The organism is Enterobacter sp. DN (genome assembly GCF_046054285.1).
GTDB lineage: Bacteria > Pseudomonadota > Gammaproteobacteria > Enterobacterales > Enterobacteriaceae > Enterobacter > Enterobacter hormaechei_C.
The window spans coordinates 19445-43475 of sequence record NZ_JBJJTG010000002.1 but is presented as its reverse complement, the minus strand read 5'-3'; the positions used below and the strand labels follow the sequence as shown (position 1 = coordinate 43475).

Sequence of the window (24031 nt, the reverse complement as noted above, 5' to 3'; positions counted from 1 at the left end):
ATGAAACCCTGATGTAACGGGTAACAGTCTGTATCAGGACGATTTTCGGAAAAGGTGGAGGCTGTCTGGCGGAAGTTCAGTCAGTAGCATGATGATTTATCTGAATTTTTCGGAAAAATGATTACCGAATCTTACGGTTTCAGTCATTTACGCTTAGCGGATTCGCTTATATACTCGTGGGTCTGCTATCAGCAAACAGACGGATTTCATGTATCAACCTGTCGCACTCTTTATAGGCTTACGTTACATGCGTGGGCGCGCCGCGGACCGCTTCGGTCGCTTTGTCTCTTGGCTTTCGACTATTGGCATTACGCTTGGCGTGATGGCACTGGTGACGGTGCTTTCCGTCATGAACGGCTTCGAGCGCGAGCTGCAAAACAATATCCTGGGGCTGATGCCGCAGGCCGTTCTCTCTTCCACTCAGGGGTCCGTTAACCCGCAACAGCTGCCGGAAAGCGCGGTGAAGTTACAGGGTGTCACGCGCGTTGCGCCGCTCACGACGGGCGATGTGGTGCTGCAAAGCGCCCGTAGCGTGGCGGTCGGGGTGATGCTGGGTATCGATCCGGCGCAAAAAGATCCGCTGACGCCGTTCCTGGTCAATGTGAAACAAACCGACCTGGAAGCGGGTAAATACAACGTCATCCTCGGCGAGCAGCTTGCCGGGCAGCTCGGGGTCAACCGTGGCGATCAGCTGCGCGTGATGGTGCCGTCAGCCAGTCAGTTTACGCCGATGGGGCGTCTGCCAAGCCAGCGCCTGTTCAACGTGATTGGCACGTTTGCGGCGAACAGCGAAGTTGATGGTTACCAGATGCTGGTGAACATTCAGGACGCCTCGCGTCTGATGCGCTACCCCGCGGGGAATATCACCGGCTGGCGTCTGTGGCTTGATGCGCCGCTGAAGGTGGATACCCTTAGCCAGCAGATGCTACCGGAAGGGACGAAATGGCAGGACTGGCGCGACCGGAAGGGCGAACTGTTCCAGGCCGTGCGCATGGAGAAAAACATGATGGGGCTGCTGCTGAGCCTGATCGTGGCCGTTGCCGCGTTTAATATCATCACCTCGCTCGGGCTGATGGTGATGGAGAAGCAAGGCGAAGTCGCCATTCTGCAAACCCAGGGGCTGACTCCGCGCCAGATCATGGCGGTATTTATGGTCCAGGGTGCCAGCGCTGGCATCATTGGCGCGCTGCTCGGCGCGGCGCTGGGGGCGCTGCTCGCCAGCCAGCTCAACAATCTCATGCCGATTATCGGCGCGCTGCTTGATGGCGCGGCGCTGCCGGTGGCAATCGAGCCGCTCCAGGTGGTCGGTATTGCGCTGGCCGCGATGGCCATTGCGCTGCTTTCTACGCTTTATCCTTCCTGGCGGGCTGCCGCCACTCAACCCGCTGAGGCTTTACGTTATGAATAAGATCCTGTTGCAGTGCGACAACCTGTCCAAACGCTATCAGGAAGGCACTGTGCAGACCGACGTGTTGCACAATGTGAGTTTTAGCGTGGGCGAAGGCGAGATGATGGCGATTGTCGGCAGCTCCGGCTCCGGTAAAAGTACGTTGCTGCATCTGCTTGGCGGGCTGGACACGCCAACCGAAGGCGATGTGATCTTCTCCGGGCAACCGCTGAGTAAAATGTCGTCTACGGCGAAAGCCGAGCTGCGTAACCGCGAGCTGGGCTTTATCTATCAGTTCCACCATCTGCTGCCGGACTTTACGGCGCTGGAAAACGTCGCAATGCCGCTGCTGATTGGTAAAAAGAAACCCGCGGAAATTAATGCCCGCGCCAGCGACATGCTAAAAGCGGTAGGGCTGGGTCATCGCGGAAATCACCGTCCGTCTGAGCTTTCCGGCGGTGAGCGTCAGCGTGTGGCCATCGCCCGTGCGCTGGTCAACAACCCGCGCCTGGTGCTGGCGGATGAACCGACAGGTAACCTCGATGCGCGTAACGCAGACAGCATTTTCCAGCTTCTCGGCGAACTGAACGCCGCGCAGGGAACCGCGTTTCTGGTGGTCACCCACGATTTACAACTGGCTAAGCGGATGGGGCGTCAGCTGGAAATGCGCGACGGTCGTCTGAATGCTGAACTGACGCTGATGGGAGCGGAGTAATGGCTTCACCGTTATCGTTACTCATCGGGTTACGCTTTAGCCGCGGTCGTCGCCGGAGCGGGATGGTATCCCTTATCTCCGTGATCTCCACCATCGGTATCGCCCTGGGCGTGGCGGTGTTGATCGTGGGCTTAAGCGCCATGAACGGCTTTGAGCGTGAACTGAATAACCGCATTCTGGCCGTTGTCCCCCACGGTGAAATCGAGCCGGTTAACCAGCCGTGGTCCAGCTGGCGTGATGCCCTTAACAAAGTGGAAAAGGTGCCCGGCATTGCGGCGGCTGCACCTTACATCAACTTTACCGGGCTGGTAGAGAGCGGGGTAAACCTGCGCGCCATTCAGGTGAAAGGGGTAAATCCTCGTCAGGAAGAGCGTCTGAGCGCGCTGCCGCGCTATGTGCAAAATGGCGCATGGGCAAACTTTAAGGCTGGCGAGCAGCAGATCATTATGGGCAAAGGCGTTGCCGATGCGCTGAAGGTGAAGCAGGGCGACTGGGTCTCGATCATGATCCCGAACGCCAGCGCTGATCACAAATTGCAGCAGCCTAAGCGCGTACGTCTGCACGTCACCGGTATTTTGCAACTGAGCGGCCAGCTCGATCACAGCTTCGCGATGGTGCCGCTGGAAGATGCGCGCCAGTATCTGGATATGAGCGACAGCGTGACGGGCATTGCCATTAAGGTTAACGACGTCTTCAACGCCAATAAACTGGTGCGTGACGCTGGCAGCGTGACCAATAACTATGTCTACATCAAAAGCTGGATCGGCACTTACGGGTATATGTACCGTGATATCCAGATGATCCGCGCGATTATGTATCTGGCGATGGTGCTGGTGATTGGGGTGGCGTGTTTTAATATCGTCTCGACGCTGGTCATGGCCGTTAAGGATAAGAGCGGCGACATCGCCGTGCTGCGTACCTTAGGGGCGAAAGACGGTCTTATTCGCGCCATCTTCGTCTGGTACGGTTTGCTGGCGGGGCTGTTTGGCAGCCTCTGCGGCGTGGCGATCGGCGTGGTGGTTTCCCTTCAGCTGACGCCGATTATCAACGGGATTGAAGCGCTTATTGGCCATCAGTTCCTTTCAGGCGATATCTATTTTATTGACTTCCTGCCGTCTGAACTGCACTGGCTGGACGTTATTTATGTGCTGGTTACAGCACTTTTACTGAGTCTGCTGGCAAGCTGGTATCCGGCGCGTCGCGCAAGCCGAATTGATCCGGCGAGGGTATTAAGTGGCCAGTAATTTCGTCATGGTTTAGCGGTCTTTTGGCCGCTGAATCAAACAGAGGAATGCATCATGTATTACGGATTTGATATTGGCGGCACCAAGATTGCGCTCGGCGTGTTCGATAAAGACCTTAAGCTACAATGGGAAACCCGCGTACCCACGCCGCGCGAAAGCTACGATGAATTTTTAACCGCCATTGCCGCGCTGGTGGCGCAAGCGGATGAACGCTTTGGCGTCATAGGCAGCGTCGGCATTGGTATTCCGGGTATGCCCGAAACCGACGATGGCACGCTGTATGCCGCCAACGTTCCTGCCGCCAGCGGCAAACCGCTGCGTGCCGATCTCTCTGCTCTCCTTGAGCGCGACGTGCGCTTAGACAACGATGCCAACTGTTTTGCTCTCTCAGAGGCCTGGGACGACGAGTTTCGTCGCTATCCGCTGGTGATGGGTTTGATTCTCGGAACCGGTGTGGGGGGCGGGATAGTCATTAACGGTAAGCCCATTACCGGGCGCAGCTACATTACCGGCGAATTTGGTCATATCCGTCTGCCGGTGGATGCGCTGGATGTTGTCGGACGTGATTTCCCGTTGATCCGCTGCGGTTGTGGTCAGCACGGCTGTATTGAGAGTTACCTTTCAGGCCGTGGGTTTGCATGGCTTTATGAACACTTCTATCATCAGAAACATGACGCCCCCCAAATCATTACCCTGTGGGAACAAGGGGATGCGCAGGCGCGAGAGCACGTTGAACGCTATCTCGACCTGCTGGCCGTGTGCCTGGGGAATATCCTGACCATCGTCGACCCGGATCTGCTGGTGATCGGGGGAGGGCTGTCAAATTTCACTGCGATTACGGAACAGTTGTCCGGGCGTCTGCCCCGACATTTATTGCCGGTCGCCCGCGTGCCGCGCATTGAGCGTGCGCGACACGGGGACGCAGGAGGCATGCGCGGAGCCGCATTCCTTCATCTCACCGATTAGTTTACGAGGTTATTATGCTGTCGCGTCGCCAGGGTCGACTCAGCCGTTTTCGCAAAAATAAACGCCGCTTACGTGAACGCCTGCGTCAGCGGATCTTTTTCAGAGACAGGATGATGCCAGAAGCGATGGATAAACCCAGAGTGGTGGTGTTGACCGGGGCGGGGATCTCCGCCGAATCCGGTATTCAGACCTTCCGCGCGGCGGACGGACTGTGGGAAGAACACCGAGTTGAAGATGTGGCGACGCCGGAAGGTTTCGCCCGCGACCCGGCGCTGGTGCAGGCGTTCTACAACGCCCGCCGTCGCCAGCTTCAGCAGCCGGAGATTGCGCCGAATGCGGCGCACCTGGCGCTGGCAAAGCTGGAGGAAGCGCTGGGGGATCGTTTTCTGCTGGTCACGCAGAACATCGACAATCTTCACGAAAGGGCCGGAAACCACAACATCATCCACATGCACGGCGAACTGCTCAAGGTGCGGTGCGCATGGAGTGGTCAGGTGCTGGACTGGAAAGAGGACGTGCTGGACGAAGACCGCTGCCATTGCTGTCAGTTCCCTTCGCGTCTGCGTCCGCATGTGGTCTGGTTTGGCGAAATGCCGCTGGGAATGGATGAGATCTACAGCGCCCTGGCCATGGCGGACGTCTTTATCGCCATTGGCACTTCGGGACATGTCTATCCGGCGGCAGGATTTGTTCACGAAGCGCGACTGCAAGGTGCCCATACGGTGGAGCTTAATCTGGAGCCAAGCCAGGTCGGGAGCGAGTTTGAAGAGAAACATTACGGTCTGGCGAGCGAGGTGGTGCCAGCCTTTGTGGATAAACTCCTGAAGGGGCTGTAAGAGTAACGGGCGACATTGCGTCGCCCGTTATGCATTAACGGCCTGCTTTTAGCTTCTGATAATACTCTTCATACAGGCGGCTCGCGTCACCGACGTCGTTCTGCCATTCCCCTTTGCTGATGGTTTCAGCGTCCGGATAAAGCGATTTATCATTTGCCACTTCAGGGCTTAACAGCTTCCGCGCGGCCAGGTTTGGCGTCGGGTAGCCGATGGTTTCCGCCACCTCTTTTGCCACATCCGGGCGCAGCAGGAAATTGATCAGCTTCAGGGCGCCCTCGACGTTTTTCGCATTCGCCGGGATCGCGAGGCTGTCCATCCAGAAGATGCCGCCCTCCTTCGGCCAGACCACCTCCAGCGGCGTCCCGGCCTGACGCGCCACAAACGCAGAGCCGTTCCAGACCATACCCAGATTCACTTCACCTTCCATATACGGGTTAGCCGGGTTATCCGAGTTGAACGCCGCCACGTTTGGCATCAGCTTTTTCAGTTCGTTATACGCCGCTTCGATCTCTTTCGGATCGGTGGTGTTACCGGAATAGCCGAGTTTACGCAGCGCAACCTGGAACACTTCGCGCGCATCGTCGGTTAACAGCAGGCTGCTTTTGTATTCCGGCTTCCACAGGTCAGCCCAGGATGAAACCGTTTTTGGATCAATGGCATCGCTGTTGACGCCAATTGCCGTCGCGCCCCAGATGTACGGAATGGAGTAGTCGTTGTTCGGGTCGAACGGCTTGTTTAGCATCTCAGGATCGAGGTTTGAAAAATTGGTTAGCTTCGTTTTGTCGATCTTCTGGATCATGCCTTCTTTGCGCATCTTGTCGACGAAATAGGTCGACGGCACCACCAGGTCATACGCGCCATCTTTATAGGTTTTGAGCTTGGCGTACATGGTTTCATTCGACTCGTAGGTCGAATAGATCACCTTGATGCCCGTCTCTTTGGTGAACTGCTCCAGCAGGCCCGGCGGCACATACTCGGTCCAGTTGTAGAAATAGAGCGTTTTGCTGTCATCAGCATGCGCGGCGCCCATTCCGAGCACCAGTGCCGCAGCGGCAAGCATTTTTTTCATTTCTGTGTCCCCTGAGATTTTGTTTTATCACGAGCAATAACCTGGCTGGCAATTACCAGAACCAGCGATAACACCAACAGAATAGTCGCCAGCGCGTTCACTTCGGGTGAAACACCGACTTTAACCATTGAGTAGATCTTCAACGGCAGAATTTCATAGCTCGGCCCGGTGACGAAGGAGGACACGACCACGTCGTCCATCGACAGGGTAAAGCTGAGCAGCCATCCTGCTGCCACGGCGGGCATCGCCAGCGGCAGAATGATTTTGCGCAGAATGGTCATCTCGCTCGCACCCAGATCTTTCGCCGCTTCCAGCATGCGTACGTCGAACCCTTTCAGACGCGCGTAGACGGTTACCACCACAAACGGCAGACAGAAGGTGATATGCGAGAACAGCAGCGACCAGAAACCGAGCTGGACGCCCAGCAGCATAAACAGCACCAGCAGTGAAATGGCCATCACGATATCCGGGGACATCATCACCACAAACAGCATGCCACTGACGAACGGCTTACCGCGAAAACGGTAGCGGTACAGCGCCACGGCGGTCAGTGAGCCAATCAGCGTCGCGAAGGTGGCAGAGAATACCGCCATCGTCAGCGAGTGCTGAGCGGCCTGTAGCAGGCTGTCATTGTTCATCAGCAGGCCATACCATTTGGTGGTAAACCCTTGCCAGTTGATCCCGAAGCGTGAGCTGTTAAAGGAGTTCACGATCAAAATGATTATCGGAATATAGAGATACGCATAAATGGCGGTCATAAAACCGCCGCGAAGCAGTCGACCGATCATTCCAGTTCCACCTTCTTATTCAGCAGGCGTGATGCACGCCAGTAAACCAGCAGCATCAGTCCCATCACCACCGTCAACGTTATGCTGGTGGCCGAGCCGAACGGCCAGTCGCGGATATTCAGGAACTGACTCTTAATCACGTTACCGATCAGCAGGTTTTTCGCCCCGCCCATCAGGTCCGATACGTAGAACAGGCCCATCGCAGGCAGCATGACCAGCAGACAGCCGGCGATAATACCCGGCATGGTCAGCGGAATAATGATGCGGACAAAAGTTTGTAACTTACTGGCGCCCAGGTCTTTCGCCGCTTCCAGCAGCGGCTTATCGAGCTTTTCAATGCTGGAGTAGAGCGGCATCACCATAAACGGCAGCAGGATATAGACCAGGCCGATAATCACCGCGCCCGGAGTGAACATGATGCGGATCGGCGCCTCGATCACCCCCAGCCACAGCAGAAACTCGTTCAGATAACCTTTGGTGCTGAGGAAGATTTTCAGCCCGTAGATGCGGATTAACGAGTTGGTCCAGAACGGCACAATCAGTAAAAACAGCAGCAGCGGCCGCACTTTTTGCGGCAGGCGGGCCAGGAACCAGGCGAATGGATACCCCAGCACCAGACAGGCGAGGGTGGCAATCAGCGCCATATTGAGCGAGTGCAGCAGCACGTCAAAATAGAGCGGATCGAGCAGGCGCGCGTAGTTGTCCAGCGTAAAGACCATCGTCACGAAGTTCGCGTCGTCGCGGGTCAGGAAGCTGGTCACAATGATCATCAGGTTGGGAAGAAAGACAAACAACACAAGCCAACCGACGATCGTGGCAATCACCACATTCTGGAACTTACTTGTGTTCTTCATCAGCCAGTACAACCTCCCAGCTTTCTACCCAGTTGATGACCATTTTCTGATCCAGCGAATGGTCGAAGTCCGGATCGTCCTCGTTAAAGAACTCGCTGACCATCACCATTTTGCCGTTTTCCAGTTCCACAACGGATTCGAGGGTCATCCCTTTGTAGTTGCGTTCGCGAACGTAACCGATCAGACCTTCGACGTCAGCCGTGTCGTGGATCTCATCAACGCGGAGATCTTCCGGGCGCAGCAGGACGTTGAGCTTTTGACCCTTCTCGACGGCAAAGTTGACGGTAATATTGCATTCGCGGCCTTCCACATTTGCGCGAACGCGCCGATCGTCCAGATGCTCGATCACCGTGGCGTTAAAGATATTGATTTCGCCAATAAAGCTGGCGACGAACAGGTTTTTCGGCTCTTCGTAAATTTCACGCGGGGTGCCATCCTGCTCAATCTTGCCGTCGCGCATCACCACGATACGGTCTGACATGGTCAGGGCTTCTTCCTGATCGTGCGTGACAAACACGAACGTGATGCCGAGCTTACGCTGAAGCGCTTTCAGCTCGTTCTGCATCTGCTTGCGCAGCTTGTAGTCCAGCGCAGAGAGGGATTCATCCAGCAGGAGCAGGCGAGGTTTGTTGACCACGGCGCGGGCAATGGCCACACGCTGCTGCTGACCACCGGAAAGTTGATGCGGCTTGCGCTGGGCGAACGCCTCCAGCTGTACCATGCGCAGGGCTTCGGTAACCCGAGGTGGGATCTCGCTGGCCGGTGTTTTTTGCATCCGCAGGCCAAACGCCACGTTCTCAAACACGGTCATGTGCGGGAATAGGGCATAGCTCTGAAAGACGGTATTGACGTGGCGATCTTCGGCTGGAACCTGGGTTATGTCCTGGTTCTCAAGATGGATATGGCCGTTATCGACGCTTTCCAGCCCGGCGATAAGGCGCAGGACGGTGGTTTTGCCGCAGCCGGAGGGGCCGAGCAGCGTGAGAAACTCACCGTCATTGATGGTCAGATTAAGGTCGGAAATGACATCTTTGCCATCGAAACTTTTACGAATTCGTTCCAGTTGCACCAGCGGTGAAAGGGAACGGGGTTGTGTATTCAATTTTCGCGCTGTCCCATATAGACGCCTCAGGCAGCAGACTGAAGCGGGGTTTGTGTGTAACCACCTTGGTGACTCGTAATGAGGGCGGACATTCTACGGCAAACCCATTGAATCGCCAATCCTTCTCACTTATTCATAAGCTACATTTATTAACGCACAACGATATAAACGTAAAAAGTTCTCGTTTGCGGGATAAAAGTGACCTGACGCAATATTTGCGTTTTGCTGCTTAATGATAATGTTGTCACAAAAAGTGAGGGTGACTGCATGGATAAACTACTTGAGCGTTTCTTACATTACGTTTCGCTGGATACCCAATCTAAGCCGGGGGTCCGACAGGTGCCAAGCACCGAAGGCCAGTGGAAGCTACTAAATCTGCTGAAAGAGCAGCTGGAGGCCATGGGGCTGGTTGATGTCACGCTCAGCGAAAAAGGGACCGTGATGGGAACGCTGCCGGCGAATATTGACGGCGATATCCCGGCAATTGGCTTTATTTCTCATGTCGATACCTCACCTGATTTTAGCGGTAAACACGTAAACCCGCAGATTGTTGAAAACTACCGCGGCGGTGATATTGCGCTGGGCATTGGCGACGAAGTGCTGTCGCCGGTGATGTTCCCGGTACTGCATCAGCTGCTGGGGCAGACGTTAATCACCACTGACGGCAAAACCTTGCTGGGGGCCGATGACAAAGCGGGCATCGCCGAGATCATGACGGCGCTGGCGGTGCTGAAGGGCAAAAATATCCCACATGGCGATATCCGCGTGGCCTTCACGCCGGATGAAGAGGTTGGAAAAGGCGCAAAACACTTTGACGTTGAGGCGTTTAACGCGCAGTGGGCCTACACCGTCGACGGTGGCGGCGTGGGTGAACTGGAGTATGAAAACTTTAACGCGGCATCGGTAACGATCAAAATCGTCGGGAATAACGTGCACCCGGGGTCTGCGAAAGGGGTGATGGTGAATGCGCTGTCGCTGGCTGCGCGTATTCATGCGGAAGTGCCCGCCGAAGAGAGCCCGGAGATGACGGAAGGGTATGAGGGTTTTTATCATCTGACCAGCATCAAGGGGACCGTGGACAGCGCGCAGATGCACTATATTGTCCGCGATTTCGACCGCAAAGCCTTTGAAGCGCGCAAACGTAAGATGATGGAGATCGCGAAAAAGGTCGGCAAGGGGCTGCATCCGGATTGCTATATTGAACTCATCATCGAAGACAGCTATTACAATATGCGCGATAAGGTGATGGAGCATCCGCATATTCTTGATATCGCCCAGCAGGCGATGCGCGATTGTGACATCGAGCCGGTGATGAAACCGATCCGTGGCGGTACCGATGGTTCACAGCTGTCGTTTATGGGCCTGCCGTGCCCGAACCTGTTTACCGGTGGATATAACTACCACGGCAAGCATGAATTCGTGACGCTGGAAGGGATGGAGAAAGCGGTGCAGGTGATCGTGCGGATAGCGGAGTTAACCGCGAAGCGGTAAAAAAATGCCCGGTGGCGCTTCGCTTACCGGGCCTACAGGAATGGCTTTTGTAGGCCGGGTAAGGCGTAGCCGCCACCCGGCACATGAACAGGGAGTTCAAATGTCAAACTACCGCCGCCACTACATCCCCGGTGGGACCTGGTTTTTCACCGTCAATCTGCAAAACCGCCAGAGCGATTTACTTACTCGCCACATCGACAGCCTGCGTTCCGCTACCGCCACGGTTAAGCGTGCAAAGCCCTTTACCATTAACGCCTGGGTTATCCTGCCTGAACATATGCACTGTATCTGGACCCTGCCGGAAGGAGACAGTGACTTTTCAGCGCGCTGGCGCGACATCAAAAAAACGTCTAGCCGCAACATTGAAATGCGCCACGTCTGGCAACCGCGTTTCTGGGAGCACACTATTCGCAATGAGCAGGATTATCGGCGGCATATGGATTACATCTACATCAATCCGCTGAAGCATGGCTATGTCGGGAAAGTCGTCGACTGGCCATATTCAACGTTTCATCGGGACGTGCGGGAAGGGTTATATCCGGCAGACTGGGCGGGTGAGATTGAGGATTTTGCGGCGGGGGAGCGGAAGTAAAACAAAGCCCGGTGGCGCTTCGCTTACCGGGCCTACGGGTGCAATATGTAGGCCGGGTAAGGCGTAGCCGCCACCCGGCAAACATCATGGCTCAGTCCTCAAAAAACCAGTACCCGCTGTTCACCAGCGCGGCCAGCATGGCGAGGAAGGAGGGATCGTCCAGTGCGTCGCCAAAGGTATCCGCAGTCAGCACCATATGGCTGGCAATCGCTTCCAGCGCCGGGCGATGCGGAGAGTCCAGGCGCTCGCCGTTGACGAATACCTCTTCGCCAATGCGCAGTACGCGTAATCCGCCCAGACGAACCAGCTTATCGCCCTGCTGGAGCGCATCATAAATTTCATCTGCCTGATACGGCGGCTCTGGCGGTGCGACGTCCAGTTCGTGACGCGACTGGCTGATAAACTCGCCAAACCACTGTCTGAAGTGCTCCGGTTCGTTGATCAGATCCAGCATCATCCCGCGCAGCTTATCCAGCTCCTCTGGCAGAATATCCGCCGGGTGCTCACGCGCCGGAACGTCCGGATCGCTGTAACGGTAGCTGCCCAGCTCACGCTGTAAAACATAGTCAGCAAATCCGCTGATCATCTCGCGCCCGCTTGGCGCGCGGAAACCAACCGAATAGTTCAGCGAGTTTTCCAGGGAATAACCTTCATGCGGGAAGCCCGGTGGGATATAGAGAATGTCACCTGGCTCCAGCTCTTCATCAATGATCCCTTCAAACGGATCAACCTGAAGCAGATCCGGGTGCGGGCAGTGCTGCTTCATTGGCACTTTTTCGCCCACGCGCCAGCGACGGCGCCCGGTACCCTGAATGATAAACACGTCGTACTGATCCAGATGCGGACCCACGCCGCCACCGGGAACGGAGAAGGAGATCATCAGATCGTCCATTCGCCAGTCTGGCAGGGCGCGGAAGGGACGCATTAAGGCTGCGGTGGGTTCGTGCCAGTTGTTGACCGCCTGCACCAGTAAAGACCAGTTGTTTTCGCCCAGGTGATCGTAGCTTTCAAAGGGACCGTGGCTGACCTGCCATTTCCCGTCCTGGTGGCTCACCAGACGGCTGTCTACCTCGTTTTCCATCGCCAGACCAGCGAGTTCGTCAGGAGAAATAGGGTCGATAAAATTGCTGATCCCGCGTTTAAGAACGACCGGGCGTTTTTGCCAGTAACGTTCAATAAATTCGGGCCAGTTAAGCGTTAATTGATAATCCATATTTTTGTATTCCGCAGGCTCTTACTGAGACGGATTATAACGGAAGCACCGCCCCCTGACTGCGAGATCCGCGTATTTTTCACATTTCGGGTCAACTATCGTTCGATACGGGATGCTGGCGGCCAAAAATGACTTCCATACGGGCACCGCCCAGCAAACTTTCACCGGTTTCAATCTTGCCCTCGTACTGATCGACGATTTCCCTGGCGACGGATAATCCGACGCCCTGGCCTGGCCGCAGCGTATCGGCGCGCTGGCCGCGATCGAACACCACTTCGCGTTTATTACGGGGAATGCCAGGACCATCATCCTCAACGATAATATGCAGTTCGTTATCCGTTACCCGCGCGGACACCTCGACAAACTCCAGACAATATTTGCAGGCGTTATCGAGCAGGTTTCCCATCACTTCCATAAAGTCATTTTTCTCACCGACAAAGCTAATTTCCGGTGAGATATCCAGACTGATGTTGACCCCTTTACGCTGGTACACCTTGTTTAGCGCAGAGGTGAGGTTATCCAGCAGCGGGGCTACCGGGTGCAGTTCACGGCTCAACAGGGCGCTTCCGGAACGCATGCTCGCGCGGTGCAGGTAATAGCCGATCTGCTGTGAAATACGGCTGATTTGTTCCAGCATCACCGGCTCGGCGTCATCCACGCTCATTTTCGAACTGCGCATGGAACGCAGGGTACTCTGCATCACGGCCAGCGGGGTTTTCAGGCTGTGCGTAAGGTCGGTGAGCGTCGTGCGATACTTGTCGTAGCGTTCACGTTCGCTTTTCAGCAGGCGGTTGAGGTTGCGCACCAGGCTGGTCAGCTCACGCGTGGTCTCCGGGTTTAGCTTCTCGCGGTGATGTTCCTCCAGCTCGCGCACCTCTTTGGCAAGGGATTCAATCGGGCGGAGGCTCCACCACGCAGCAACCCACAGGAGAGGGATCACCAGCAGCAGGTTGGCAGCCAGAACATACACAAACCAGTTCCAGACCATATACGAGCGTTTCAGCTCAACCGGTATGGTATCGATCACCACAATGGTTAACTGCGGCATGTTCAGGGTGGCGGGGTAAAGGTTGATGGCCACAGAGTGGGTCATCTCCGTGTCGTCATCTTCGGCCCGGATCTCATTAAGCTTAATCTGTAAGGCGCGATCGTCACGCAGCAGGCTGCTGGTGGAGTTGAGGTCGGCTTCTATTTCATGAAAACCGTTGGTTTTCAGCCATTCCGGACGGATGCGCTTTTTCAACCACGGGACATCGCGCTGGGCCCAAAGCAATTTCCCTTTTTCATCATAGATCAGCGCCAGCGTCGGGCTCTGCTGATTCAGGTTTTCCGGCATCTCGACGGTGATTCGGTTGTTCTCCCACTTCGCCAGGGTATAAAACAGGTTACTTTCGCCGCGAAGCAGGCGGAAGGTGGTTTTATCGAAGCTCACGCTATAACCGACCAACGCCACCATCCCATAAGAGAGCGACAGCACCAGCACGACGGCGGCGGTTGCCAGCAAAAAGCGAACCCGCAGCGAAAGGGGTAAAATGTGGCGCAATATCCCTTTCATTTAGCGTAATTCGAACAGGTAGCCCTGACCACGCACGGTGGTGATCACGTCATGCGGGTACTGCGCCTGAATTTTTTTACGCAGGCGACCCATCAGCACGTCAATGGTGTGGCTTTCGCGCAGCTCGGCATCCGGATAGAGCTGAAGCATCAGGGAATCTTTGCTCACCACTTTACCGTTGTTACGGATCAGCGTTTCCATGATGGTGTATTCGAATGCGGTCAGCTTGATCACTTCATCATTAATAGAAAATTCGCGGCGAGAGAGGTCCACCTGGAACGGCGGCAGAGAGATAACCTGTGACGCCAGCCCGCTGTTGCGGCGCAGCAGCGCCTGCATACGCGCAGCGACTTCTTCAATATGGAAGGGTTTGGTCACGTAGTCATCCGCGCCAGCGCTCAGGACTTCAACCTTGTCCTGCCAGCCTTCGCGGGCAGTCAGCACCAGTACCGGCAGGGAAACGTCATGGCTACGCCAGCGGCGGATAAGGGACAATCCGTCTTCATCCGGCAGCCCTAAATCGACAATGGCGATGTCCGGCAGGTGTTCATTGAGATAATAATCGGCCTCTTTTGCGTCTTCAGCATCATCCACCTGATGACCCATCTCCTGAAGTTGAACTTTCAGGTGATGACGTAGCAATGCGTTATCCTCAACAACCAGTACGCGCATCATCACTTCTCCCTTTATAAATGGTATGAATAGTTTAACGCTGATTATTCAGGTTGACACCAGCGCAATGAAATTAAATGATTTTTTCATGCTCCCGAACACAGGGGGGATGACGCCAGGCACCTGATTATTAAGTATGTTGACCTGAGCCTGGTTCATATCACCCACCCAACTCACGTAAGCCTCATGCGCCCCCAGCAGGCGCGGGTAATATAAACTGACTTGTTTTCGCAAGCTTTCGCAATCCCGATAAAACAGCCATCCGTTTATGAACTGTTGAAGGCGAGTCGCTTTTTGGACAGCACGGGCACGCCAGTTTTGTAAATATTGCCCTTTTTTTTGTAAGGATGTTCTCACTATGCCTGGCTTTGTCTACGCTTATTTTATGGTGCGAAATTAGATTTGCATAAGATGTGCCAGAAAAGCAGCATTTTTACACAACAAAACAGCAATATAGCGAGTAAAGAGGATTTTATGGAATGGAAGGTTGTTGAGACTATTGCGAGCCCGGAAAGCGGAACCATCTTTTGCAAAGTTGAAACACAGTATGGCCTGAATTATATCCTGTGGTTAAAGGGAGATTATTACGTTCGTACAGGTGAAATCATCACCACTTCAAACCAGGGGATCCTGATTAACGATCGGCGGCGTAGAGTATGGATAGCGCAGGCAATGCCCTTTACATCAATAGGCTGGATGGGGTTCAAACAGAAAAACGCGTGTCCAGGCAACCGACAGGAGATGGATCGCCCGTGCACGGCTGAAACCCCGTGCCAGTTCAAACTGTGCCCGTTCGGCTTAAAACGGTATATTCCGGAAAGTTATTCCACGGCAAAAAATAACAATCAGCCTGACGGCAGGCTCTAATCCCGGCAAAACAGATAATGTGACGTGAAATGTCGGCTCGATGATGTAAAGCAGCCCCCTTTCCTGGTGGAAAGGGGGAAGGGCGATTACTTCAGCTCGTCAACCATAGCGATGGCACGGCCAATATAGTTTGCCGGGGTCATCTCTTTCAGGCGCGCTTTTTCTTCTTCTGGCAGCGCCAGACCGTCGATAAACTGTTTCATACCTTCAGCATCAACGCGTTTACCGCGGGTCAGCTCTTTGAGTTTCTCGTACGGTTTTTCGATGCCGTAACGACGCATCACGGTCTGAATCGGCTCCGCCAGCACTTCCCAGTTGTGATCCAGCTCGTCCAGCAGACGGTCGCGGTTAACTTCCAGTTTGCTCACACCTTTCAGGGTGGACTGGTAGGCGATCAGCGCGTAGCCAATACCTACGCCCAGGTTACGCAGCACCGTGGAGTCAGTCAGGTCGCGCTGCCAGCGGGATACCGGCAGCTTGCTCGCCATATGCTGCAACACGGCATTCGCCAGACCCAGGTTACCTTCGGAGTTTTCGAAGTCGATTGGGTTCACTTTGTGCGGCATGGTGGACGAACCGATTTCCCCGGCGATAGTCTTCTGCTTGAAGTGGTTCAGGGCGATGTAACCCCATACGTCACGATCGAAGTCGATCAGGATGGTGTTGAAGCGCGCAATGCAGTCAAACAGCTCGGCGATGTAGTCGTGCGGCTCAATCTGGGTGGTGTACGGGTTCCACTGGATCCCCAGAGAGTTCACAAACTCTTCGCTGAACTGGTGCCAGTCCACTTCCGGGTACGCGGCGATGTGGGCGTTGTAGTTACCCACCGCGCCGTTGATTTTGCCGAGGATCTCAACCTGCTCCAGCTGACGGTACTGGCGCTCCATGCGGTACGCCACGTTCGCCATCTCTTTACCCATGGTGGATGGGGTTGCTGGCTGGCCGTGAGTACGGGACAGCAGCGGAATGTCGCGGTATTCCACGGACAGCGCTTTCACCGCATCAATGATTTTACGCCAGTAAGGGAGTACCACTTCTTTCCGCGCGGTAGAGAGCATCAGCGCGTGAGACAGGTTGTTAATATCTTCAGACGTACAGGCGAAGTGAATAAACTCAGAGACCGCGTGCAGGGCAGGGACGCTTGCTACTTTCTCTTTCAGGAAGTATTCAACCGCTTTCACGTCGTGGTTGGTGGTGCGTTCGATGGTTTTAATGCGCGCGGCATCTTCTTCGCTGAACTCAGCAACGATTTTATCAAGGTAATCGTTTGCCTTTGCGTCAAAAGCAGGAACTTCCTTGATTGCTGTCTGGGCGGCCAGCTTTTGCAGCCAGCGTACTTCAACCTGAACACGGAACTTCAGCAGGCCATATTCGCTGAAGATCCCGCGCAGCGCGCTGACTTTATCGCCGTAGCGTCCATCGACAGGGGATACGGCGGTCAGTGAGGATAATTCCATAATTCGCAACTCCGGGAGGTTAACAATGAGCAAGAATTTGTTTTGCCTGAGTCGTCAGGCGATGACGAGAAAACATTAACTGTAGGCGGCCACCGCCGACCTGTTGCCACAGCACGGCGGCACGGATGCCTGCCAGCAGCGAGGCGCGTACCTTCGCCTGTACCTGTGGGCTTTGCAATACGGCAGGCGAACCGGTGACCTGAATACGCGGGCCGAGCGGGCTAATCACGTCAACGTAGATACCGGCCATCGCGCTGAGCAGGGTCTCAGACTGGAGGTCAAAGTGGTCGAGCTGGCGCTGTAGCCCGGCGATGCGGTAGCCCAGGGTATTCATTGCGCCTTTTGCCGCGTTCAGCTTACGTTCCAGCACCATCAGGCTTAAGGTGTAGCGGGTCAGTTCCGCGTTCAACCCCTGACGGTTGCTGGCGTTGAGCACGCCGAGCAGAGTTTCAAGACCGAGACGAAGATTGGTTTCACTGCCGCCAAAGACGCCCAGCGTGGAGCCGGGGTTAAGATCGATAACGCTGTTGAGTGAAACGTGCAGGGCATCAGCGTCGCAATGACCCTGATGCGCCAGCTGTTGCACCAGACGGGCTGACTGGCAAATTCCCGCCAGCGCCAGGGTGATGTCGTAATAGTTCTTCGCCACACGGTCTCCTTTATGTGTGCAAACGGTTTAAACAGCAGGCAGCGGCAGGCGCTGTTCAATGATCCCACCGCCGAGGCAAATTTCGCCGCTGTAGAAAACAGCAGACTGGCCAGGGGTAACGGCGGAAACCGGCTCGTCGAAACGCACGTCAATACGATCGTCATCCAGTGCGGTTACGGTGCAAGGGATGTCCGTCTGGCGGTAGCGCGTTTTCACTGTGCAGCGTAGCGTGCCTTTCAGCGGCTCGCGATCGACCCAGTGCAGCTGTTGCGCGATCAGTCCAACGGACATCAGGCGCGGGTGGTCGTGACCCTGAGCCACAACCAGAATATTGTTTTCGACGTCTTTGTCGACCACGTACCACGGATCTTCGCTGCCCTCTTTGGTGCCGCCGATACCCAGACCTTTACGCTGGCCGAGAGTGTGGTACATCAGCCCCTGGTGCTGACCAATCTCATCACCGTCAACGGTGACGATTTTGCCCGGCTGTGCAGGCAGGTAGCGCCCCAGGAACTCGCGGAATTTACGCTCGCCGATAAAACAAATACCGGTGGAGTCTTTTTTCTTCGCGGTGATCAGATCCAGATCTTCAGCAATCTTACGCACTTCCGGCTTTTCCAGCTCGCCGACCGGGAACAGGCTCTGGGCAATCTGTTCGTGGCTCAGCGTATAGAGGAAGTAGCTCTGATCTTTGTTGCCGTCCAGGCCGCGCAGCAGCTGGCTTTTGCCATTCACATCCGCGCGACGCACGTAGTGGCCGGTCGCAATGTAGTCTGCGCCCAGGTCTTCCGCGGCGAATTCCAGGAAGGCTTTGAATTTGATCTCTTTGTTGCACAGGATATCCGGGTTTGGCGTGCGGCCCGCTTTATACTCTTCGAGGAAGAGTTCAAAAACGTTGTCCCAGTATTCTGCGGCAAAGTTAACGGTGTGCAGTTCGATGCCGAGCTTATCGCACACGGCCTGCGCATCGGCGAGATCCGCAGCGGCAGTGCAGTATTCCTCGCCATCGTCTTCCTCCCAGTTCTTCATGAACAGGCCCTCCACCTTATAGCCCTGTTGCTGCAACAGGTAGGCGGAAACGGAGGAATCGACACCGCCGGACATGCCGACGATTACTTTTTTCTGGCTGTTATCTGACATGGAATACTCACGACATTGAACTTCAAGGCGGCGTATTCTATCACGCCCCCCCACCATTGACACCCTCTGTAAACGGCCAGTTAAACTCTGCAATGATATCCAGCGGCAGGCGCGCCGCAGACTGCCAGCAGCGGATGCTTTCCGCCACCAGCGGCGAACGCAGGTTTGGCGCGTTCAGGATCTCCTCGGCAGTCACCCACAGGCAGCGATCGATATCGTCGTCGTGCGGTTCAGTGGCGCACGTTTCGTTAAGTTCAACGGCGAATAAGAAGCGCAGGAAAGGCGTCTGGTCAGGCGCTATCCACTGATGCATACGGATAAAATGCTGCGGTTCGGCGCGGATACCCGTCTCCTCCCACAGCTCACGGGCTGCCGCCTGGCGTAAGGTTTCATTGGCTTCAAGATGCCCGGCAGGCTGGTTCCACAGCGCTTTGCCGTTGATGGTCTCTTCCACCACCAGGAATTTCCCCTGCGCATGGACCACGCAGGCGACCGTAACATGAGGTTTAAACATCAGTTCTCCTTAGGGGTAACATCCCGCCATTCCCCGTTTGCCAGCGAGTCCAGCGTGTAGCTGCCCATGGCATAGCGAATGAGTCGCAGGGTAGGGAAGCCCACATGCGCAGTCATGCGCCTGACCTGTCGGTTGCGGCCTTCATAAAGGGTGATTTTAAGCCAGCTGGTGGGAATGGATTTCCGCTCACGAATCGGCGGGTTGCGCGGCCATAGCCACTCGGGTTCATTCACGCGCTCAATACCAGCCGGCAGGGTGGGACCGTCGTTCAGCGTTACGCCGTTACGCAGTTTTGCCAGCGACGCGTCGTCCGGCTCGCCTTCAACCTGCACAAAGTAAATTTTCCCGGTACGCTTGCCCGGCTGAGTGAGCCTGGCCTGGAGCACGCCGTCATTGGTGAGCACCAGCAACCCTTCGCTGTCACGATCCAGACGTCCCGCCGCGTACACTCCCTGAACGGGAATAAAGTCCTTCAGCGTGCTGCGCCCGGCCTCGTCGGTAAACTGTGGCAATACATCGTAGGGTTTATTGAACAGTATGACCCGCGTTGGCTGGGGTTCTGGCGTTCTTCTGGTGGCTTGTCGTGAGCTGAATCGCTCAACCCGGTGTTTTCTAAAAGAAGTTTTCGTCATGGTATTTTCAGGCGTTATCAATTGCCGCATTATAGCCTAATAACGAAGACCTTTCATGGCGTCGGACAATCAGGTACTATCGGAAGGCTCATTACAATTTATTAACATAAGATCAGTAACAACCAGAAGCGCTCGAAGGAGAGGTTAATGGAAAGCAAAGTAGTTGTTCCGGCGGAAGGTAAAAAGATCACCCTGCAAAACGGCAAGATTAACGTTCCTCACAACCCGATTATCCCGTTCATTGAAGGCGACGGTATCGGCGTAGACGTTACCCCGGCAATGCTGAAAGTGGTTGATGCCGCTGTTGAGAAAGCCTACAAAGGCGAGCGTAAAATTTCCTGGATGGAAATTTACACCGGTGAAAAATCGACTCAAGTTTATGGCCAGGACGTCTGGCTGCCAGCCGAAACGCTGGACCTGATCCGCGACTATCGCGTTGCTATCAAAGGCCCTCTGACCACGCCAGTTGGCGGCGGCATTCGCTCCCTGAACGTGGCGCTGCGTCAGGAACTGGATCTATATGTGTGTCTGCGTCCGGTGCGTTACTACCAGGGCACCCCAAGCCCGGTTAAGCACCCGGAACTGACCGACATGGTTATCTTCCGTGAAAACTCAGAAGACATCTACGCCGGTATCGAATGGAAAGCGGACTCTGCTGATGCAGAAAAAGTGATTAAATTCCTGCGCGAAGAGATGGGCGTGAAGAAAATTCGCTTCCCTGAGCATTGCGGCATCGGCATCAAGCCATGCTCCGAAGAAGGGACCAAGCGTCTGGTGCGTGCCGCCATCGAATACGCTATCACCAACGATCGTGACTCTGTGACCCTGGTTCACAAAGGCAACATCATGAAGTTCACCGAAGGCGCGTTCAAAGACTGGGGCTACCAGCTGGCGACCGAAGAGTTCGGCGGTGAACTGATCGACGGCGGCCCATGGCAGAAAATTAAGAACCCGAACACCGGTAAAGAGATCATCATTAAAGATGTGATTGCCGATGCGTTCCTGCAACAGATCCTGCTGCGACCTGCTGAGTATGACGTGATCGCCTGTATGAACCTGAATGGTGACTACATCTCCGATGCGCTGGCCGCACAGGTGGGTGGTATCGGTATCGCCCCGGGCGCGAACATCGGTGACGAGTGCGCCCTGTTCGAAGCAACTCACGGTACTGCACCTAAATACGCAGGCCAGGACAAAGTCAACCCAGGCTCTATCATTCTATCCGCAGAGATGATGCTGCGTCATATGGAATGGTTCGAAGCCGCAGACCTGATCGTTAAGGGTATGGAAGGCGCGATTAACGCGAAAACCGTCACCTATGACTTTGAACGTCTGATGGAAGGCGCTAAACTGCTGAAATGCTCAGAGTTTGGCGACGCGATTATCGCGAACATGTAATCCACTCGCTGGGTTAAATGACAACGGGAGCCTGAGGGTTCCCGTTTTTTATGCACACAAGACGGAAACAACGCTATGACCCATGATATCCCGCTCAAGTATTATGACATCGTCGACGAGTATGCGACTGAAACGGCGAAACCGGTAGAAGAGGCAGAGCGTACGCCGCTGGCACACTATTTCCAGCTGCTGCTCACTCGCTTATACAACAATGAGGAAATCAGTGAAGAGGCGCAGCGGGAGATGGCTGTCCAGGCGGAGATAGACGAAGCGCGCATTGACGATATTGCGAACTTCCTGAATCAGTGGGGCAATGAATAACGCGTCATCGCGCTGAGTCTGCCAGCAGCCTGGCGAGGTCGTGCCGGGTTAGCGACTTCGAAAAGTACCAGCCTTGTACGAGGGCATCGGGGTATCTCTGCGCGATGAACTGATATTGCGTTTCGCTTTCAACCCCTTCAAAAACAAGGGTTTTGTGCAGTTTAGCTAGCGCGTCGCTGAAGATCACCAGGATATCCTGTTTATAGTGCTCGCTGATGCCGTCCACTAACGACTTATCCACCTTGATTTCGTCATATTTGAGATTTGATAGCCTGGCCAGATTAGAGTTTTGCACACCAAAATCGTCTATTGAAATTTTGACGCCTGCCGATTTAAGCTCCTCACAAAACTCTTCAAGGATGGCCGCGGTGGAAACGCCATTTTCGGATAACTCAACTTTGATTAACGATAAGGGAATCGCGTTCTCTGAGCATTCATGACGTAATACCGCCAGGAATTTGCCGTCTTCAATTTCCGTCCGGCCAACGTTCAGTGAAATCATTAACTGATGTTCAGCGGCCAGCGCGGCAATTTCCGCCAGGGATTTCTTTATCATGTTCTGATAATAAACGTTATACTGGCCAATTTTTTTAATTAACGGGATAAACAGCTCAGGAGAAACCTCTTTGTGATTGTTATCCTGCCATCTTGATAACACTTCAACCCCGACGATTTTCTTATCAGCAACCCGAATAACAGGCTGAAAATGAACGCTGATGGTATTCGCTTTTACCGCTTTGACCAGCGTTCGTTCCAGAGAACGTCGGTCTTCATAAAGTCGAAGAGAAAACAGCGTCAGGGATACCCAGATAAAGTATAAAAACAAGCACAGAAGCACCATCACTACGTGGGAGAGCGAAGCCAGTCCGGCATCATGGTGTGTGACGGTAACGCACAAATCCCAGCGTGTACTGCACTCTGTCACAGCCAGCGTAAATAACAGAGACTGTAAGCGGCTGAAGTTTTCTGATGGCGGCGTAACGGTGAAAAAGGTGCGGCCGAAATCTTTAGTGGAAGAACGAAGCGAATAGTTGGCGGTAACGGGGGCAAATTTATCGTAGGCTGAACGGGAGGTGAAGATAATAAGGTGGTTATAGATTGTCGCATTGCCGACAAAGAAATCTTTCTGCGAAAACTGCGCCAGGCTGAATCCGTTCTGGGTATTATGCAGCTCAGAGGGAAGGGCGATGGGATTTGCCAGCTTGCCCCAAAACGCGGTGCAGGTGATTTTCCCCTTTTCAATAAACCCCACATCGGCGAAATAGAGACTTCGCATCTTTAATTTTCGGTAGACGTTCAGACTGGCGCTATCGCATCCCTGCGCGGAGGTATTTTTAAGCGTACTGGCGATATTTTGCGTTAACTCTTCAGAATAGCTTAAGAGCGTGTGGGAGATCTCCCTCTGCCGGTTCTTTTGCTGCTCAGCGATAATGGCGTTAACCGCATACAGCGACAGGACGACCATAAAGGTTGAGATGATAGCAACGGCAATGGCCTTCTTCATTTTCCTGTTGTCCCACCACGTCCTGAGGTGCAGGGATCTTAACACAGGTCATAAAAGCTACAAGTATGAGAGTTGAGGCTGCACGGAATCGAAAGGAAAGCCACCATGCCAGGCTCCTTTCATCTCAGAACCACTCAAACCGTGTTGAGAGCAGTAGCAGTAACGTACTGGCAGAAACAAGATTAAGGCAGATGACAAACTTGCTTGATACGTTCATGTTATCAACGTTTTTGTTGTTCAGTAGCCACAGAGAATAGCGTTTCACCTCCACTTAAGAAACGCCAGATTTTGGTGGGTTCGGGCAAAAAAAAGCCCACTCAAGAGTGGGCAAGAAATACTGGAAGCAATGTGAGCAATGTCGTACTGAATACCTGAGTGATTTGCTCAACTATTCAGTAATGAGAAAGATAATCTTTCTCAGTAAAAGATGCAACCCCACGATGAGTGTGGAACGGCATTTTTTTACTGCTCATATTTTAATCAAGCGAACCGTGTGATTCCTATCACAAATTTCCTTTCTCAGATCCTGTGCTATCCTTTTCTGTGTCGTTGATTTAATGACAAAAACCATACAGAGAGGAAAGCTATGGGAATTTTATCCTGGATTATCTTTGGGCTGATTGCGGGGATCCTGGCGAAGTGGATTATGCCGGGCAAAGATGGCGGCGGTTTCATCGTCACGATCATTCTGGGGATTGTGGGTGCAGTCGTCGGTGGCTGGATCAGTACCCTGTTCGGCTTTGGCAGAGTTGATGGCTTCAACTTCGGCAGCTTTGTCGTCGCGGTGATTGGCGCGCTGGTTGTTCTGTTTATCTACAGAAAAATCAAAAGCTAAATCTGACCTGAGTTAAAAAAGGCTGCCTGACGGCGGCCTTTTTACTTTGGGCGTTACCACCAGCCCAACTGCGTACCGGCGACGGCCACGATGGCGACAATCAGCATGATGATGGTCGTTTTTCTCATTTAAGCCCCCGGCGCGGCGTAACCACCAAGGAAAAACCAGCCTAAAAACACCACCGCCGTGATAAAAATAACCACCGGAAAGAGGATCCCTATTCTCATGCC

General features: G+C 54.3%; 28 protein-coding genes. 11 read left to right on the top strand and 17 right to left on the bottom strand.

Annotation, left to right across the window (positions count from 1 at the left end; genetic code table 11):
- The first annotated feature begins 208 nt into the window (after nucleotides 1-208).
- The 5 genes from lolC to cobB are packed head-to-tail and all read left to right on the top strand — an operon-like array spanning nucleotide 209 to nucleotide 5148.
- On the top strand, nucleotides 209-1408 hold the full coding sequence (gene lolC, locus ACJTMZ_RS04835) for a lipoprotein-releasing ABC transporter permease subunit LolC (RefSeq protein ID WP_033487228.1): 1200 nt from the start codon (nucleotides 209-211) through the stop codon (nucleotides 1406-1408).
- Nucleotides 1401-2102, top strand: coding sequence for a lipoprotein-releasing ABC transporter ATP-binding protein LolD (gene lolD, locus ACJTMZ_RS04830; protein ID WP_015570809.1), 702 nt, complete (start codon nucleotides 1401-1403; stop codon nucleotides 2100-2102). Before lolC ends, lolD begins: the two co-directional genes overlap by 8 nt.
- Nucleotides 2102-3346, top strand: a complete 1245-nt coding sequence (gene lolE, locus ACJTMZ_RS04825) for a lipoprotein-releasing ABC transporter permease subunit LolE (protein WP_017384711.1) — start codon at nucleotides 2102-2104, stop codon at nucleotides 3344-3346. Before lolD ends, lolE begins: the two co-directional genes overlap by 1 nt.
- 54 nt (nucleotides 3347-3400) lie before the next feature.
- Nucleotides 3401-4312 carry an N-acetylglucosamine kinase gene (gene nagK, locus ACJTMZ_RS04820; protein ID WP_015570807.1) on the top strand — a complete coding sequence of 304 codons (912 nt, stop codon included), beginning with the start codon at nucleotides 3401-3403 and terminating at the stop codon, nucleotides 4310-4312.
- 14 nt (nucleotides 4313-4326) lie between these two features.
- The gene (cobB, locus tag ACJTMZ_RS04815) at nucleotides 4327-5148 is read left to right on the top strand and encodes a Sir2 family NAD+-dependent deacetylase (protein ID WP_006809226.1); all 822 of its coding nucleotides are present in this window, start codon (nucleotides 4327-4329) and stop codon (nucleotides 5146-5148) included.
- A gap of 34 nt (nucleotides 5149-5182) precedes the next feature.
- Here cobB and potD read toward each other — a convergent pair whose 3' ends face one another.
- Genes potD through potA form a run of 4 tightly spaced genes read right to left on the bottom strand, consistent with a single transcriptional unit; the run spans nucleotide 5183 to nucleotide 8991 of the window.
- Nucleotides 5183-6217, bottom strand: coding sequence for a spermidine/putrescine ABC transporter substrate-binding protein PotD (gene potD, locus ACJTMZ_RS04810; RefSeq protein WP_015570806.1), 1035 nt, complete (start codon nucleotides 6215-6217; stop codon nucleotides 5183-5185).
- Complete coding sequence (gene potC / locus ACJTMZ_RS04805) at nucleotides 6214-7005, bottom strand: spermidine/putrescine ABC transporter permease PotC (RefSeq protein WP_015570805.1); 792 nt, start codon at nucleotides 7003-7005, stop codon at nucleotides 6214-6216. Before potC ends, potD begins: the two co-directional genes overlap by 4 nt.
- Nucleotides 7002-7859, bottom strand: coding sequence for a spermidine/putrescine ABC transporter permease PotB (gene potB, locus ACJTMZ_RS04800; protein ID WP_214604585.1), 858 nt, complete (start codon nucleotides 7857-7859; stop codon nucleotides 7002-7004). Before potB ends, potC begins: the two co-directional genes overlap by 4 nt.
- The gene (gene potA / locus ACJTMZ_RS04795) at nucleotides 7843-8991 is read right to left on the bottom strand and encodes a spermidine/putrescine ABC transporter ATP-binding protein PotA (protein WP_162837483.1); all 1149 of its coding nucleotides are present in this window, start codon (nucleotides 8989-8991) and stop codon (nucleotides 7843-7845) included. Before potA ends, potB begins: the two co-directional genes overlap by 17 nt.
- Nucleotides 8992-9228: 237 nt before the next feature.
- Between potA and pepT the strand changes: the two genes are divergently transcribed.
- Nucleotides 9229-10452: a peptidase T gene (gene pepT, locus ACJTMZ_RS04790; protein WP_006809220.1), complete on the top strand. Its 1224-nt coding sequence runs from the start codon at nucleotides 9229-9231 to the stop codon at nucleotides 10450-10452.
- A 100-nt stretch (nucleotides 10453-10552) separates the two neighbouring features.
- Entirely contained in the window at nucleotides 10553-11044 is a 492-nt protein-coding gene (locus ACJTMZ_RS04785; RefSeq protein WP_045339954.1) for an REP-associated tyrosine transposase, read from the top strand.
- 91 nt (nucleotides 11045-11135) lie between these two features.
- Here the strand turns inward: ACJTMZ_RS04785 and ACJTMZ_RS04780 are convergent, their stop codons facing one another.
- From ACJTMZ_RS04780 to ACJTMZ_RS04765, 4 genes are all read right to left on the bottom strand, one after another.
- Nucleotides 11136-12257, bottom strand: coding sequence for a cupin domain-containing protein (locus tag ACJTMZ_RS04780; RefSeq protein ID WP_017384706.1), 1122 nt, complete (start codon nucleotides 12255-12257; stop codon nucleotides 11136-11138).
- A 91-nt stretch (nucleotides 12258-12348) separates the two neighbouring features.
- Nucleotides 12349-13812 (bottom strand): two-component system sensor histidine kinase PhoQ, encoded by a 1464-nt coding sequence (phoQ, locus tag ACJTMZ_RS04775; RefSeq protein WP_015570801.1) that lies wholly within the window; start codon nucleotides 13810-13812, stop codon nucleotides 12349-12351.
- Nucleotides 13813-14484: a two-component system response regulator PhoP gene (gene phoP, locus ACJTMZ_RS04770; protein ID WP_026094318.1), complete on the bottom strand. Its 672-nt coding sequence runs from the start codon at nucleotides 14482-14484 to the stop codon at nucleotides 13813-13815. It abuts the gene before it with no gap.
- A gap of 48 nt (nucleotides 14485-14532) precedes the next feature.
- On the bottom strand, nucleotides 14533-14841 hold the full coding sequence (locus tag ACJTMZ_RS04765) for a hypothetical protein (RefSeq protein WP_045338859.1): 309 nt from the start codon (nucleotides 14839-14841) through the stop codon (nucleotides 14533-14535).
- 117 nt (nucleotides 14842-14958) lie between these two features.
- On the opposite strand from ACJTMZ_RS04765, the gene ACJTMZ_RS04760 reads away from it, so the two are divergent.
- The gene (locus tag ACJTMZ_RS04760; protein WP_023303483.1) at nucleotides 14959-15351 is read left to right on the top strand and encodes a hypothetical protein; all 393 of its coding nucleotides are present in this window, start codon (nucleotides 14959-14961) and stop codon (nucleotides 15349-15351) included.
- A gap of 86 nt (nucleotides 15352-15437) precedes the next feature.
- Here the strand turns inward: ACJTMZ_RS04760 and purB are convergent, their stop codons facing one another.
- The 5 genes from purB to rluE are packed head-to-tail and all read right to left on the bottom strand — an operon-like array spanning nucleotide 15438 to nucleotide 19773.
- Nucleotides 15438-16808, bottom strand: coding sequence for an adenylosuccinate lyase (gene purB, locus ACJTMZ_RS04755; RefSeq protein WP_045339955.1), 1371 nt, complete (start codon nucleotides 16806-16808; stop codon nucleotides 15438-15440).
- 19 nt (nucleotides 16809-16827) lie between these two features.
- Nucleotides 16828-17457, bottom strand: coding sequence for a high frequency lysogenization protein HflD (gene hflD / locus ACJTMZ_RS04750; protein ID WP_408626878.1), 630 nt, complete (start codon nucleotides 17455-17457; stop codon nucleotides 16828-16830).
- Between the two features lie 27 nt (nucleotides 17458-17484).
- Complete coding sequence (gene mnmA, locus ACJTMZ_RS04745; protein WP_032103856.1) at nucleotides 17485-18597, bottom strand: tRNA 2-thiouridine(34) synthase MnmA; 1113 nt, start codon at nucleotides 18595-18597, stop codon at nucleotides 17485-17487.
- A 40-nt stretch (nucleotides 18598-18637) separates the two neighbouring features.
- On the bottom strand, nucleotides 18638-19111 hold the full coding sequence (locus ACJTMZ_RS04740; protein ID WP_015570797.1) for an NUDIX hydrolase: 474 nt from the start codon (nucleotides 19109-19111) through the stop codon (nucleotides 18638-18640).
- Complete coding sequence (gene rluE / locus ACJTMZ_RS04735) at nucleotides 19111-19773, bottom strand: 23S rRNA pseudouridine(2457) synthase RluE (RefSeq protein WP_017693618.1); 663 nt, start codon at nucleotides 19771-19773, stop codon at nucleotides 19111-19113. Before rluE ends, ACJTMZ_RS04740 begins: the two co-directional genes overlap by 1 nt.
- Before the next feature lie 117 nt (nucleotides 19774-19890).
- On the opposite strand from rluE, the gene icd reads away from it, so the two are divergent.
- Nucleotides 19891-21141 (top strand): NADP-dependent isocitrate dehydrogenase, encoded by a 1251-nt coding sequence (gene icd, locus ACJTMZ_RS04730; protein WP_003857898.1) that lies wholly within the window; start codon nucleotides 19891-19893, stop codon nucleotides 21139-21141.
- A 75-nt stretch (nucleotides 21142-21216) separates the two neighbouring features.
- Complete coding sequence (locus ACJTMZ_RS04725; RefSeq protein WP_022650806.1) at nucleotides 21217-21462, top strand: YmjA family protein; 246 nt, start codon at nucleotides 21217-21219, stop codon at nucleotides 21460-21462.
- 4 nt (nucleotides 21463-21466) lie between these two features.
- On the opposite strand, the gene ACJTMZ_RS04720 is transcribed toward ACJTMZ_RS04725, so the two are convergent.
- Together ACJTMZ_RS04720 and yncL are read right to left on the bottom strand one after the other, a co-directional pair.
- Complete coding sequence (locus ACJTMZ_RS04720; protein ID WP_252010816.1) at nucleotides 21467-22966, bottom strand: EAL domain-containing protein; 1500 nt, start codon at nucleotides 22964-22966, stop codon at nucleotides 21467-21469.
- A 124-nt stretch (nucleotides 22967-23090) separates the two neighbouring features.
- On the bottom strand, nucleotides 23091-23183 hold the full coding sequence (gene yncL / locus ACJTMZ_RS04715) for a stress response membrane protein YncL (protein ID WP_071524166.1): 93 nt from the start codon (nucleotides 23181-23183) through the stop codon (nucleotides 23091-23093).
- A 369-nt stretch (nucleotides 23184-23552) separates the two neighbouring features.
- On the opposite strand from yncL, the gene ACJTMZ_RS04710 reads away from it, so the two are divergent.
- Nucleotides 23553-23801, top strand: a complete 249-nt coding sequence (locus tag ACJTMZ_RS04710) for a GlsB/YeaQ/YmgE family stress response membrane protein (protein WP_003857896.1) — start codon at nucleotides 23553-23555, stop codon at nucleotides 23799-23801.
- Between the two features lie 53 nt (nucleotides 23802-23854).
- On the opposite strand, the gene yoaJ is transcribed toward ACJTMZ_RS04710, so the two are convergent.
- Nucleotides 23855-23929, bottom strand: a complete 75-nt coding sequence (yoaJ, locus tag ACJTMZ_RS04705; RefSeq protein WP_015570794.1) for a protein YoaJ — start codon at nucleotides 23927-23929, stop codon at nucleotides 23855-23857.
- The gene (locus tag ACJTMZ_RS04700) at nucleotides 23930-24028 is read right to left on the bottom strand and encodes a YoaK family small membrane protein (RefSeq protein ID WP_015570793.1); all 99 of its coding nucleotides are present in this window, start codon (nucleotides 24026-24028) and stop codon (nucleotides 23930-23932) included.
- Between the last annotated feature and the right edge of the window lie 3 nt (nucleotides 24029-24031).

Bases quoted from the DNA above. Each gene is read 5' to 3' on its own strand.
- ACJTMZ_RS04785 (WP_045339954.1), top strand. From the start codon at position 10,553: ATGTCAAACTACCGCCGCCACTACATCCCCGGTGGGACCTGGTTTTTC.
- ACJTMZ_RS04720 (WP_252010816.1), bottom strand. From the start codon at position 22,966: ATGAAGAAGGCCATTGCCGTTGCTATCATCTCAACCTTTATGGTCGTC.
- mnmA (WP_032103856.1), bottom strand. From the start codon at position 18,597: ATGTCAGATAACAGCCAGAAAAAAGTAATCGTCGGCATGTCCGGCGGT.
- potD (WP_015570806.1), bottom strand. From the start codon at position 6,217: ATGAAAAAAATGCTTGCCGCTGCGGCACTGGTGCTCGGAATGGGCGCC.
- potB (WP_214604585.1), bottom strand. From the start codon at position 7,859: ATGAAGAACACAAGTAAGTTCCAGAATGTGGTGATTGCCACGATCGTC.
- purB (WP_045339955.1), bottom strand. From the start codon at position 16,808: ATGGAATTATCCTCACTGACCGCCGTATCCCCTGTCGATGGACGCTAC.
- ACJTMZ_RS04760 (WP_023303483.1), top strand. From the start codon at position 14,959: ATGGAATGGAAGGTTGTTGAGACTATTGCGAGCCCGGAAAGCGGAACC.
- ACJTMZ_RS04725 (WP_022650806.1), top strand. From the start codon at position 21,217: ATGACCCATGATATCCCGCTCAAGTATTATGACATCGTCGACGAGTAT.
- rluE (WP_017693618.1), bottom strand. From the start codon at position 19,773: ATGCGGCAATTGATAACGCCTGAAAATACCATGACGAAAACTTCTTTT.
- ACJTMZ_RS04740 (WP_015570797.1), bottom strand. From the start codon at position 19,111: ATGTTTAAACCTCATGTTACGGTCGCCTGCGTGGTCCATGCGCAGGGG.
- lolE (WP_017384711.1), top strand. From the start codon at position 2,102: ATGGCTTCACCGTTATCGTTACTCATCGGGTTACGCTTTAGCCGCGGT.
- ACJTMZ_RS04700 (WP_015570793.1), bottom strand. From the start codon at position 24,028: ATGAGAATAGGGATCCTCTTTCCGGTGGTTATTTTTATCACGGCGGTG.
- lolC (WP_033487228.1), top strand. From the start codon at position 209: ATGTATCAACCTGTCGCACTCTTTATAGGCTTACGTTACATGCGTGGG.
- icd (WP_003857898.1), top strand. From the start codon at position 19,891: ATGGAAAGCAAAGTAGTTGTTCCGGCGGAAGGTAAAAAGATCACCCTG.
- pepT (WP_006809220.1), top strand. From the start codon at position 9,229: ATGGATAAACTACTTGAGCGTTTCTTACATTACGTTTCGCTGGATACC.
- potC (WP_015570805.1), bottom strand. From the start codon at position 7,005: ATGATCGGTCGACTGCTTCGCGGCGGTTTTATGACCGCCATTTATGCG.
- yncL (WP_071524166.1), bottom strand. From the start codon at position 23,183: ATGAACGTATCAAGCAAGTTTGTCATCTGCCTTAATCTTGTTTCTGCC.
- lolD (WP_015570809.1), top strand. From the start codon at position 1,401: ATGAATAAGATCCTGTTGCAGTGCGACAACCTGTCCAAACGCTATCAG.
- phoP (WP_026094318.1), bottom strand. From the start codon at position 14,484: ATGCGCGTACTGGTTGTTGAGGATAACGCATTGCTACGTCATCACCTG.
- ACJTMZ_RS04780 (WP_017384706.1), bottom strand. From the start codon at position 12,257: ATGGATTATCAATTAACGCTTAACTGGCCCGAATTTATTGAACGTTAC.
- cobB (WP_006809226.1), top strand. From the start codon at position 4,327: ATGCTGTCGCGTCGCCAGGGTCGACTCAGCCGTTTTCGCAAAAATAAA.
- phoQ (WP_015570801.1), bottom strand. From the start codon at position 13,812: ATGAAAGGGATATTGCGCCACATTTTACCCCTTTCGCTGCGGGTTCGC.
- nagK (WP_015570807.1), top strand. From the start codon at position 3,401: ATGTATTACGGATTTGATATTGGCGGCACCAAGATTGCGCTCGGCGTG.
- ACJTMZ_RS04710 (WP_003857896.1), top strand. From the start codon at position 23,553: ATGGGAATTTTATCCTGGATTATCTTTGGGCTGATTGCGGGGATCCTG.